We start from the raw sequence: 12,574 nt of genomic DNA, 5'->3' as shown, positions 1-12,574 counted from the left end.
CTATTAGAATTAGGAGGATAGAATGAGCGATATTTGGGCCATTCGCGACGCTCGCTTGCTTGAAGAGGAAAGACCTATTGTCAGCGAACTGCGCGGGGCAGGCGCGAACATTACCTCTATTTGGGACCTTGTTAACAGCAATAGTGGATATCCGAACCTGGTGCCGATCTTGATGAAGCATTTGCGTTTGCCTTATTCTGATCGAACCCTGAGCGGGATTGCAAGAGCTCTAGCGGTTCCCGCGGCCAGCGAATATTGGGATTTCCTCGTTCAGCGCTACATCGACGCAAAACAGGGAAAAGGCCCTGTTTTTCCCGGTGATGACACGGAATTTGTGCTTGGTTTTAAGGAGGCGTTAGCATGCGCGCTTTCCGGATCAGTAACTGAAGAGAGGCTCCCCGAGCTTATTGAATTGGCAAAAGACCCCGCCAATGGAGAAAGTCGCCTCTTGTTGATTGGGCCATTAAGGCGCTCCAAAGCCGTTATCAGCCAAAATGCGGTCGAGGAACTGCGACACGACCCGCAGCTCGCTAAAGAAATCGACTCTTGGCGGAAGAAGTAGCCAACGTCGCTTCAGGTCCTGAAACATATAGGGTATGACACCGTGAGGGGCTCGATGACTACATATCTTTGATCCGAGCTTCTGACCCTACGAGTGTTCCCGATATCGGCGCCGACGGCGGGCTGAAGGGCAATGGTTGCGAATGTCACCTTCGGCTCCAAGGGCGCCAACCTTGCCACCGGTGCCGAATGAGTGCGAACGACGATTGGCCGAGTGCTGTCATCGAATTCGTGAGGGATAATCTGCCGGTGGCCAGTAGATCACCGCTGAGATAGTCCGACAGCATGACAGCTTATCAGTCAGGGTGTGATGCGTTGGTGGCGTTGGGACAGGCAGAGCGCTTCGGTCCAGGTGCGCCGGCGAAGGACCGTCCAAAACTAACCGAAATTCTACCGCGCTGGGATGATATATGCGTGACTGTCCTGGAACTGGCGGATGTGACGTTCTTGCAGCCGGGAGCGCCCACATTAACCGGGAGATATCAACGGGTTCGGACAGCTCTAGACGTGATATCGCCGCCTCCGACGATCAACGAGGAGATCCGCCGCCGCACCTACGTCGTGCGTATCTTCCCCAACGCAGAAAGCTGTCTGCGACTGGTCAGGGCAGTCACTGTTGAAACCTACGAGAACTGGATGGAGGCCAACCGCTACATCAACATGGACGATCTCTTGATCGAGCGTTCGAAATTCCATTACCGGGCATTCCTCTATTGCGCCTGAAGTTCTACCCCATTAAAGCGGCCATTTTTTAGCTGTGAGTCACCGGCTCACTGTAGCTGGACTTGCGAGGCTGCCGCCCTTCTTTCGCCGATCATAAAGCCGCAACATATATTCCAACCCAGAAATTGGACTTAACCTGCTTTTTTGTTAGTGCGACTTGCAAAGCAAAGAATTTACGACTTTAACATGCCGAAATTTTATCACGTTTGATTCTGAGGGGACTCATGCGTAAACTTGGATTGCATGCTGCAGCTTCCGCTGCAGCCCTTTCGTTTGTTTTGTTGGTTGCTGCAGGGGTAAGTCAAAGCCTTGTCGGAGTTGCCTTTGCAGCCGATGCCGGCAAGGCAGGCGTCGGCGGTCTCGGTAACGGAAGTTCAGGGCTTGGCAGTCCAACCGAGAATGTTCCGGCAGCGTCTGATCCCACCGTCGATGTCTCAGCACCTTCTTCCGAACCCGACAAGACGGTCGACCGTACCGCACTTGGCAAGACTAGCGTTTCTGGCGCCGCGCCGACTGATGATGCCTCCGAGGATGCTGCCAAAAACCAGACTTCGAAAGCGAAGAATGCGACCTCCTTGGCAACGACGGCGGCGGCTATGGTCGCAGCGGCAGCGGTCGATCCGGATGCGCCACCTGTCGGCACGTCGACAAGTTCAACGACGCCGATACCGGAGGTTTCCGGCTCCGGCACCTTCAACGAGGAAATCGGCATCGAAATCCCGGCCTTTCATGGCATACAGCCGGACATCGAGCTTCAGTATGTCTCATCGCGCAAGACGAAGCTCGGCGGGCTCTATCAGGGCTGGCTGGGTTACGGCTGGGGGCTCAAAGGCTTCGACGTGATTGAACGTGCCAGCACTGGATATGGCCTGCCGGCATTCAACTCGAGTGATGTTTACCTGCTAAACGGCGAGGAACTCGTCCCCTGCGGAACGAATACTGTCTCCCCCTCGTGCTCGACCGGCGGCACGCATGCCACTGAGGTTGAAAGTAATCGCCGCATCGCTTTCAGTTCTTCCGCCAGCGAATGGGTCATCACAAATCCCGATGGAACAAGGCTGACATTCAAGTCGTTGGCCGCGGTGGCAAACTTAAACCCAGATCCCGGCCCGCTGCTTGATGTTTATCGTTCTCGCTGGTTGCTGGCCTCCGTCAGTGACACGAACGGCAACACTGTCGCATATGCTTACACGTGCCCCGACCTGTTTGTCTGCTACCCCGGCACGCTTTCATACGGCAATGCCACTGTCAGGTTCCGTTACGAAGCTCGGCCTGACCAGATCATCATGGCTAATGGTTATCGGTTCTCCTATACCAAAAACCGGATCAAGACGATTGCCGTCGAGGTCAATGGCCGGTTGCAGGCAGCCTATGGCCTTGCATACGATCAGGCGCCATTCTCTAACAAGTCTCGGCTGACCCAGGTCGAGCGTTACGGCAGCGACGCCGTCATCGCTTCCGATGGCACGGTTTCGGGGCCAACTCATAAGCCTATCCGCAAGATGGCCTATGATGATCTGAGCTATAGCTACTCGAGCGCGCCAGGCTTGTTTTCTGCGCCGGCTTTATCCTCTGGGGATGCCGAGGTGTACAGCACAGCAGATACGAATCTCGACGCCAGGGATGAGCTACTTGTAAGCCGTACGACGAAAGCAAATAGTTCCTGGGGAATGACGGTAAATTCCTTCGGCACGGACGGGCGTGCGGTCTATCCACGAAGTGTCTCTCGGCCAATTTCTGGCGATGCCGTTCATCTCCTTGCTTATCCGGGCAGATATTTCGCAAGTGTGAAAGACATACCTTATAGTTCGATCACCCAAAATGGATCAGGCTATCAGGCGCTGATCGGCGTGGTTGGAACGGCCTGGGACCAATCTATATCTGACGGACGCTGCGGATCCCCGAACTTTCCGGACTACGTAGCGATGTGCGCGTCACTCCCTTCCGCTTCCAATGCGTCCACCGATCCGTTTTCTCAGAGCCAATCGATTGTAGCTGATCCCGATGGAGATGGCGTCGATCAGCTTTTTCGCATCCCTGCATCAGACTTTGCCAACAACAAAGGGTATGTGGTGGGAGCCGCCGATCTCCTCGGAAACGGCCGTCAGGGCCTCGTCGTCGGCGGAGCAAGACCCACGACCACAGCCACAGCCGTCTGGACCTATGGCGGCGGTATCTGGAACACATATCGGATCGCCTCGATCGACTGCCGCGACAGGGTTTGTGCTCTCGCCGACGTCAACGGTGATGGGCTCACAGACCTTGTGCAGAACACATCCTTCTCGAATGGGAAGTACAGCGGTCTATCGATCTGGCTATGGACGGGACGCGATTACGAACCGTTTATACAGAATGCGTCTTTTTCAGGTCCGCCATTGCTGCGCGATTTTGACAATGACGGTATGACCGACATTCTGATTTCGGTGGGCGCGACCCAGAGCAGCCCCTATAAGACAACCAATGCCTACGGAGTCTGGTTTGAGGCGACAGGCACTCGGTTGGTTCAATCTCCGTTTTCAGCCGTTGCTTCCAATGTCTCTGGCGATTTCAATGGAGACGGCTTGCCGGACTTCATGAACTCCCGCACCGGCCTGCTTCTCTCGAATCCCGGAGCTGGCAACCCGAACCTTCTCCGCAGCATGATTCTTGAGGCCGGAGCTTCGGTTTCGGTCGAATATAAGCCATCATCGGCGCTGCCCGGCGGCTATATGCCACTGCTGCACACGGTCAGCAGAATAAGCGTCAATGACGGAAAGGGAAATGTAAGCAATACTGACTACGCATTCTCGGGTGCTATTTATAATTTCAGTCTTCGCAGATTCTATACATTCCGCTCGGTGGTCAAGACCCTGCCTCAAGCTTCCGGGGAGGCGGCTCCTCCCAAGGTCACCATATATTATCGGCCGGATGTTGCGAGCTATGGCCTGCTGGACGAGATGCTGGCAACTGATCCTATTAGTGGGAACTCCAAGAAGGTCACCGAAAGCTACGTCGTCAACGCGACATCAAAGCCTTATTGGGTCAGAAACACCGCGACGACGACAGCCTTAACAGCGCCGGAAAAGCCGGGGTTAACTGAAAAGTTGACCGTGAACCTTCGAACAGAGCACAGTTTCGACGCTTATGGCAATGTGACGGATATCTGGGATTATGGACGAACGGATGCCACCGGCGATGAGCGTAAGACGACGTTCACCTTCGCGCCGAACACGTCCGCCTATATCGTCTCGCTGCCGACCTCGAAGACGGTGCGCTTCGGCCTGGATGCGGCCTCACCCGTCGGCAGCAAGGAGGAGTATCTCTATGACGGCGCCACGGCGATGGCGACACCGCCGGTCAAGGGTAATCTGACGCAGAAGCTTGCCTATATGAGCGTCGGCAGCACGCCGAGAGTGTCGGCGACCAGCTATGGCTACGACGCCTATGGCAACCGGATCTCCGAGACCGATGCGCTCGGCAACCGCACCGAATGGGACTACGACCCCAGCTATCATCTCTATCCGGTGGCGGAACGCAGCCCCCGTTATTTTGCCAATGGCACCTTGGTCGGAGACAGCCGCTTCATCAGCTCGACGACCTACGATCTGGTCTGCGGCCTGCCGGCCACGAAGACCGACTGGAACGGCATCGTCGAGACCTATACCTATGACGCCTATTGCCGGCCCTATGGTTATGCGAATGCCGGATCGGGCAATTATATCAACACCCGCTACGAGAACGAGGGCAGCCCGACGCTGCAGGCGGTGGTGACCACTTCGCCGCGGACCAACGGCACGGGCGAGGTGTTCAGCCGCACCTATTATGACGGTCTCGGCCGGCCCTGGCGGGTGGAGACGCCCGGTGCCTCTGCCACCGGTCCGACCCGGATCACCGACACAAGCTACGATCGACGGGGCAATGCCTATGCTACCGCTTTCCCGCGCTTCTCAGATGAGACCGCGCAGTGGGCAATCAGAAGCTATGATTGGCAGGATCGGGTCGTCAAGCAGGTCAACCCCGACAACTCGCAGAGAACCTATCAGTATTATGCCTACTTGGCAAAGATCGGTTATACGATCAATGTTGCGCGGGAGTATGTTCTCGTTACGGATGAACAATCGCTTCAGTCACGCACTTATTACACAACAGACGGAGATATACTCAACGTCCAGCCAATGGTGGCCGGTGCTAGTTATAAGAATGAGTTCCGAGGTTATGATCCGCTACGTCGCTTGACCTATGTAATGGACGATTGGCAAGGCGCGCAATGGACCTACAGCTACGACCTGCTCGGCAACCGGTTGACGGCAAGCGATCCGGATCTGGGCAACTGGTCCTATGAGTATGACGATGCCAGCCGGCTGATCCGCCAGACGGATGCCCGCGGCGCGGTGACGGCGATGGCCTACGACCAGATGGGCCGGGTGACCCGCAAGGAGGTGACCGAACCGGGTGCGACGGTGCCGACGCTGCTCGCCCAAAATACCTATGACGAGCCCGCCGCCACCGGCGAGTCGCACAATGTCGGCATGCTGACCAAGGCCGAAAATGCCAATGCGACGGTGACCTACAGCCGCTTCTATAACGGCGCCGGCGACAAGGTCATCACCCGCGCCGTCATCGACGGTGTGGCGAATTCGACCACGGTCGAGCATGGGCCGACCGGCAAGACCACGGCGATCGGTTATCAACCTGCCAACGTCGTCGTCGGCAAACGGACCTTGCCCTGGCTCTATAACGATGCCGATCTGCTTTCCAGGATCCCCGGGCTGATCGATTCGACGAGCTACGAGGCCGACGGCCAGACGACGTCGATCAATTACATCAATGGCGTGACGACGAGCTTCAGCTATTCGCCGACGCGGCGCTGGCTGGACCGGGTGACGACGGCGAAGGGCACGACGGTGCTGATGGACAATCAGTACAGCCGCGACCGGCTCGGGCGGATCAAGACGATCACCGGGCTGACGGCCAACGACAACTGGACCTACAGCTATGACGATCTCTCCCGTCTGACCGGCGCCGACAATGGCGGCGACAACACGCTCGACGAGACCTTCAGCTATTCGCCGAACGGCAACCTGCTGTCGCGCACGAGGATCGGCGCCTATACCTATCCGAACCCGGCGGCGATCCGTCCGCATGCGGCAACGCAGATCGGGGCCAAGACGATCAGCTACGACGCCAACGGCAACATGGTCTCGGACGGGACCCGGACGCTGACCTGGGACGGCGCCAACCGATTGTCGACGGTGACGCAGAACGGCGCCGCGGTGACGCTGTCTTACGGTCCGGACGGAGCGCGGGTGAAGAAGAGCTGGGCCTTCGGCACCATTCTCTATCCCGACGCCAATGTCGAGATCGACCGGACGACGCCGGGCACGGATATCTACACGCTCTATCCGCATCCCGACGCCAGGATCGTCGTCACCGATGGCAGCACCACACAGGACAAGTCCTTCCTGCACCGCGATCATCTGGCCTCGGTGCGGCAGGTGACGAACGAAAGTGGCTACCGCGTTGAGCAGACCGGCTATGCCGCCTATGGCGAAGCCACCAACACCAGCTTCCAGACGAAGAAGAGCTATATCGGCGAACGCTTCGATCCCGAGACCGGGCTGATGTATCTCAATGCAAGGTACTACGATCCGGCCTTCGGGCGGTTTATTCCGAGGGACAACGACAGCTCGGCGGAAGGATCGGTACCATGAAAAGGCTTGGTATCGCCTTTATTGCAGTCGCTACGCTGAGTATATGCGGACTAGCAGCGCGGGCGAACCCGCTCGATCCGCCTACTGCAGCTGTCGAGGCATTGTTCACTCCCGAACGCGACCTCGCAGATGTGAAGTTCTCCGTCGATCATATGATCGATGCCTCCGTCAGCATCGAGGCAGGCATTGCCGAAATCGATCGCATGGCCGCCGACGTGAAGGCCATGTTGCCCGAAAACGCCAGCAGCTCGGAGACACTCATAGCCTTGCGCCGCTATCTCTACGAGCCTGGAGAGTGGAACGGAGGATCTGCTTTCAGCTATGATCAGACCGACCCACTCGGCATAAACCCGACAAACCGCAGGTTATCAAACTATCTCAAAACCCGGCGCGGCAACTGCATAACGATGCCGATGCTGATGCTGTTTATTGGCAAACGGCTCGGCCTGAATATGACGTTGGCGCAAGCGCCTCTGCATGTGTTCATCAAATACACCGACGACGATGGCAAGATTTGGAATCTCGAAGCGACCAGTGGCGGCGGCTTTACCCGTGATGTCTGGTATCGGCAGAAACTGCCGATGTCGGACGAAGCCGTAACGAATGGCGTTTATCTCCAATCTCTATCGCATGACGAGGCCGTAGCGCTGATCGCTTCCTCCTTGGTAGAGCACAAGCTGGGGGAGGGCGATTTCGAAGGTGCCGTTGCGATCTCCAATGTGCTGCTCAGGCATTACCCAAAATTCGCCTATCTGCTTGCCAAGCTCGGCAATGCCTATGGGGGACTGCTGCAGCGCGAACTGGCGGGCAAATACACCCGGATGGAGGATATTCCGCCGAACCTCAAGATCAAGGCAGACGAATGGTATCGGCTGAATGGGGAGGCCTTTACCAAAGCCGAGGAACTCGGCTGGCGGCCGGAAGACGGGCAGATTCAATAAAGAATAGATTTAAGCGGGGGCTTATTCATGAGATTTTTTCTAAAGCCTATTCTAGGCCGCATTCTAAGTCTGCTTCTGGTTTGTAGTATGGTCACCGTCTCATTCGGGCCGGCCGCTAATGCTCGGTTTGTCTCGCCCGATACAATGGACCCGACGATCAAAGGCGTGGGGACAAATCGGTATGCATATTCCGAAAATGACCCTGTTAATAAGAGTGACGCAAATGGACACTGCTGGAGTTGTAAAAGCCAGTCTGATTGGGATTCTTACAACAAGGGACAAGCAGAAAAATATCAAAAACAAGCTGACAGCATTAAAAACGGAAGTGATTTTCTGTCGTGGGTTCGCAGGGAGGTCTTTGGAAGCGACAAAACGTTTCAGAGATACAGCGACGAATATTCATCCAGAATCGGGGTTTCTTCGCAGAAATTTGGTCTAGGTCCCGAAGCACGTAACGCATTAGGAGCAGGAGCAACCATCTTAGGAGGAACGGCACCGCTTGCGACGTCGGAAACGACGTTAAGCAAAGGTACAACTACGTTATACCGAGCTGTGAGCAAAGAAGAACTAAGTGGCATTCAAGCGACCGGAAAATTTTCTGCAGGAAAAAATTCGCTGGAAGGAAAGTGGTTTGCTGAAAGTGCCAACGATGCCGTAAAGTGGGGTGATACTATGAATGGACCTGGCAACTCGACGATAGTGCGTGCTGAACTGCCAACCGCGCAAGCCGATAAATTTTTCCGTGTTGAGCGCTTAGACGGTATTGGTCCGGCGCGTTACGCAGATATAGATCAACTTGATGGCGTGAACATACATTGGTGAGCAACGAGTTGGTATGGACAAAATTGTCAACGTGGAAATTTGTTGGGCCGATTGGAAGATACCTCGGGTTCAGGCACCGGGGCGATATGTTGCACCGGCAAAATTCCCTGAGGATATCAGAACTTGGCCGGATGATGCCTGGAGTGTCGTTCTGGAATTTGAGGAACTTGATGCAAGTTCACCAAAAAATTGCCGCGGAACGGCACATTTTTTAGCCCAGGACGCTCCGCTTCAGCGGTTGCAAAGCGGCGTTTCTTTTGAAATGTATGAAGGGTTGAAGTTGTCGGCTACTATCAATGTCCTTTAGTATTTCCAGCTTATTACGTTTAGTGGTGTCAAATTTCATCATCGTCTGCTAGTTGCCGAACTGTGAATCCACAGATGCTGGGGATGGCTACTGACGTGCCACCGAACTTTCATCCAGCGGCAACTAGAGCCCCGGCGTTTTTGAACCGCCCCTAAACGTTGGACCAGCGAAGGCAAGGATTTCCGTCAGATTAGGGTAGATTACCCAGGAGAGCACAGTTTTATATTCGATAATATTGAATTTTCACAAACGCGGCGAGAACGCCGCGCGATACGGCAGGAAAGATGGCGTTGTCCTCTGGTATTTCCGCAAATTCTCCCGGCGTCAAATTATCTTGTATATTAGCGGAAATATCGACTAAAAATTGTGGAAATTGGTACGGTTTTTTGCATTGTCGGATGCAGGCCGATCGTCTCGAGCTTATTGTCGTTTCATTAGAAGCGCGTGAGTCCTTTTCATGAAATCTGTGGTGCCTGTTTGTATGCTCGGCTTGCTGTTGCTTGCCGCCTGTAGCTCCACGGCTTCTGTCGAAGACGTACTGGCGGTAAAGTTAAACGAGCTTGATTCCACCGGAAAACCTCTCCCGACCACTCGTTTTTCTTCCCGTGCAATTGGCGGGTCGCAACCGGATCAGACCTTCAGTGGTGCCATGCATCCGGGAAGCGGACAGTTCGTCTCTTATGGTGCTCCGCCGGTGTCCGTTGGCCAACTGTCCAAGGGCGGGGATGGCTACAGTCTCAATCTCGTCGGAGCTTCCATTGCCGCTGCTGCAAAGAGCGTGCTGGGAGATACACTCGGCCTGAATTATGTCGTCGATCCGCGCGTCTCCGGCACCGTCACCTTGCAGACGACGAGTCCGGTTTCACGCGAGGCCCTTCTCGATATTTTCGAGGCGGCGTTATCGGTCAACGGTGCGGTCGTCGTGAAGCGCAATGACAGCTACCAAGTCGTTCCTTCATCCGAGGCATTCTCCTCGACGCCGCAGGTTAGCGTGCCGTCGGTGTCCCCAAAAGGCCCGGGTATCAAGGTTCAGGTGGTCGAGCTGAAATATGTCTCGGCTGAGGAGATGAAGGGAATCCTCGAGCCGATCAGCAGGCAGGGCTCGATCCTCCGAGTGGATGTCACACGCAATCTGCTCATGCTTGCCGGGACCAATAGTGACCTTTCCGCCATGAGGGAAGCGATCGGCGTTTTCGACGTCGATTGGATGGAAGGTATGTCCGTAGCTCTCCATCCGTTGAAGGCCTCACAGCCATCTGCCGTCGCCAAGGAACTCGATACGATTTTCGCAAACGACAGCGGCGGCGGCAAGATCATCCGCTTCATTCCGAACGAGCGCCTGAATTCGGTGCTGGTGATCACTTCGCGCCCGGCCTATTTACAGCGCGCTGCGGGTTGGATCCAGAAGCTTGATCGGCTTGCAAGCACGAATGAAGAGCAGCTCTTCGTTTACGACATTCAGAACCGGCCAGCAAAAGAACTGGCCAAGGTCTTGCAGGCCGTTGTCAACGGACAGTCGTCCTCCGACGCGGGTGGTCAGTTGCCCAACAACGCAGTCGCTCCCAATCTTGAACAAGCGAATCTTTCGACCAACAACGATCAGTCACAGACGCCCGAGGCTCGTCAAACAGAGCCGACGGCCGAGCTCGCGGGTTATAGTGCGGAGCCTGCCAAGGTCAAAACATCGATCGTTGCAGATGTTGAAAACAACGCGCTGCTGATTTCGACGACGGCGCGCGAATATGAGCATATCCAGCAACTTCTGCGCCAGCTGGATGTTGTCCCGACGCAGGTTCTGCTCGAAGCTGTGATCGCTGAAGTTACATTGAATAATGAACTGAAATTCGGCCTTCGCTGGTTTTTCGAGAACGGCAATTTCGGCGTTTCATTCTCGGATCTCGCCAGCGGCGGTACCGGCATGGCGTTTCCCGGTTTCGGCTGGAGCTATGCGACCAACGATATCCGCGTCACGTTGAATGCGCTTTCCAGCATCACGGATGTGAATGTTGTCTCAGCGCCGACGCTGATGGCGTTGAACAATCAAAAGGCGACATTGCAAGTCGGCGACCAGGTTCCGATCGTGACGCAGCAAGCCGCCAGCGTGAACGGAGACTCGCCGGTCATCAATTCCATCGAGCTGAAGGACACTGGCATCATCCTGTCAGTCATCCCGCGGGTGAACAGTTCCGGGCGGGTGATGCTCGACATCCAGCAGGAGGTCAGCGATGTCGTCAAGACGACTTCGTCAGGCATCGACTCGCCCACAATTCAACAGCGTAAGGTTTCGACACGCGTCGTCGTAAACGACAATGAGAGCCTGGCTCTCGGTGGCCTTATCCAGCAGAAAAATAGCGTGACCCGCAGCCAAGTGCCGCTTCTCGGCGACATTCCGATACTCGGCAATGCGTTCAAGAATAAGACGGATTCCATCAAGAAAACAGAGCTGCTGATTTTCATCAAGCCACGAATCGTCCGCGACGTGAACGAGGCGCGTGACGTAACCGACGAGTTCCGCAAACAACTGGATTTCCGATCGGACATTCAGAAAAGGCGCGGCGGAAAAAATGCGGTTCAACAGGATCTCAAGCGGTTGGCGTATTGACCAATGCTCATTTCGTTCGGCCTTATCCTTGCCATCTGCACGCTTGCAATCGGCTACATCGATTTCCAACGACTGGTGATCCCCAATGGGTTGAATGCGATCGTTGCCGTGACGGGGATCGTCTTTAAACTGCAGTTTGGATATCCGACAGCAGTGGCGGCATCGCTCTTCGGTGTCCTTGTCCTGTTGTTGTTCTGGGGACTGAGATATGTTCATTGGCGCCTGCGCGGCGTCGTCGGCCTCGGGCTGGGTGATGTGAAATTCGCAGGTGCGGCCGCGATATGGCTCGATCCCCTGATCTTCCCTGCATTCCTGTTCACTGCTTCAGCTCTCGCCTTGCTCTACTTCTGCTTCGTCGCTAAACGCTCCGCGGGCATAGCGTCCCTTCGGGTTCCCTTCGGCCCATTCCTGGCAACTGCATTGTTTGCAACCTGGAACTTTAACACCTTCTACAGTCAGGCGATTGGATAAATGGATAGACATATGTTGCGCAATGAGGATCGCACGCGTGCGCGCGTTCAGGCGACCGAAGGTTTCACCCTCGTCGAACTGTTGGTCGTACTCGCCATTATCGGTCTGATCGCCGCGCTGGTCGCGCCGCAGGTGTTGAAATACCTCGGATCTGCAAAGGTCGATACGACCAAAGCTCAGATCAAGAATATCGAGAATGCACTTGAACTATACTACATCGACGTCGGGCATTATCCTTCGACCGAAGAGGGCCTTGAAGCGCTTTCTCAGGCGCCGACAGATGGAAGTGCCTGGAACGGACCATATCTCAAGAAGTCAGGGACCTTCCTCGATGCCTGGGGCACCGCTTACCAATATAAGAGTCCGGCAGAGGAAAAGCCGTACCAGGTGATTTCGCTCGGGCGAGATCGCAAGGCCGGCGGCGATGGCCAGGATGCCGACCTTCACAACGAGTAGC

At 55.5% G+C, this 12,574-nt stretch carries 8 protein-coding genes and 1 pseudogene; all 9 read left to right on the top strand.

Going from position 1 to position 12,574, the window contains the following annotated elements; genetic code table 11:
- Positions 1 to 22 precede the first annotated feature (22 nt).
- The 9 genes and pseudogenes from ATY77_RS03170 to gspG all read left to right on the top strand — a co-directional run bounded on the left by ATY77_RS03170 (position 23) and on the right by gspG (position 12,573).
- Positions 23 to 562, top strand: coding sequence for a hypothetical protein (locus tag ATY77_RS03170; RefSeq protein ID WP_088686033.1), 540 nt, complete (start codon positions 23 to 25; stop codon positions 560 to 562).
- A gap of 527 nt (positions 563 to 1,089) precedes the next feature.
- Positions 1,090 to 1,284, top strand: a pseudogene (locus tag ATY77_RS03160) (transposase); the annotation flags it as partial.
- Between the two features lie 224 nt (positions 1,285 to 1,508).
- Complete coding sequence (locus tag ATY77_RS03155; RefSeq protein WP_088686032.1) at positions 1,509 to 6,974, top strand: RHS repeat-associated core domain-containing protein; 5,466 nt, start codon at positions 1,509 to 1,511, stop codon at positions 6,972 to 6,974.
- Positions 6,971 to 7,915, top strand: coding sequence for a transglutaminase family protein (locus ATY77_RS03150; protein ID WP_088686031.1), 945 nt, complete (start codon positions 6,971 to 6,973; stop codon positions 7,913 to 7,915). Before ATY77_RS03155 ends, ATY77_RS03150 begins: the two co-directional genes overlap by 4 nt.
- Before the next feature lie 144 nt (positions 7,916 to 8,059).
- Positions 8,060 to 8,737 (top strand): hypothetical protein, encoded by a 678-nt coding sequence (locus ATY77_RS32335; RefSeq protein ID WP_141103899.1) that lies wholly within the window; start codon positions 8,060 to 8,062, stop codon positions 8,735 to 8,737.
- A gap of 13 nt (positions 8,738 to 8,750) precedes the next feature.
- Entirely contained in the window at positions 8,751 to 9,044 is a 294-nt protein-coding gene (locus tag ATY77_RS32330) for a hypothetical protein (protein ID WP_141103898.1), read from the top strand.
- 457 nt (positions 9,045 to 9,501) lie between these two features.
- Positions 9,502 to 11,646, top strand: coding sequence for a type II secretion system secretin GspD (gene gspD / locus ATY77_RS03145; RefSeq protein WP_088686030.1), 2,145 nt, complete (start codon positions 9,502 to 9,504; stop codon positions 11,644 to 11,646).
- Between the two features lie 3 nt (positions 11,647 to 11,649).
- On the top strand, positions 11,650 to 12,117 hold the full coding sequence (locus ATY77_RS03140; RefSeq protein ID WP_088686029.1) for an A24 family peptidase: 468 nt from the start codon (positions 11,650 to 11,652) through the stop codon (positions 12,115 to 12,117).
- The gene (gspG, locus tag ATY77_RS03135) at positions 12,118 to 12,573 is read left to right on the top strand and encodes a type II secretion system major pseudopilin GspG (RefSeq protein WP_245314274.1); all 456 of its coding nucleotides are present in this window, start codon (positions 12,118 to 12,120) and stop codon (positions 12,571 to 12,573) included.
- Position 12,574 lies beyond the last annotated feature (1 nt).

This window comes from Rhizobium sp. R634 (assembly GCF_002211305.1).
Lineage (GTDB): Bacteria > Pseudomonadota > Alphaproteobacteria > Rhizobiales > Rhizobiaceae > Rhizobium.
Note: the sequence above shows the minus strand (reverse complement) of the source record. Positions and strands in the feature narration are given on the sequence as shown.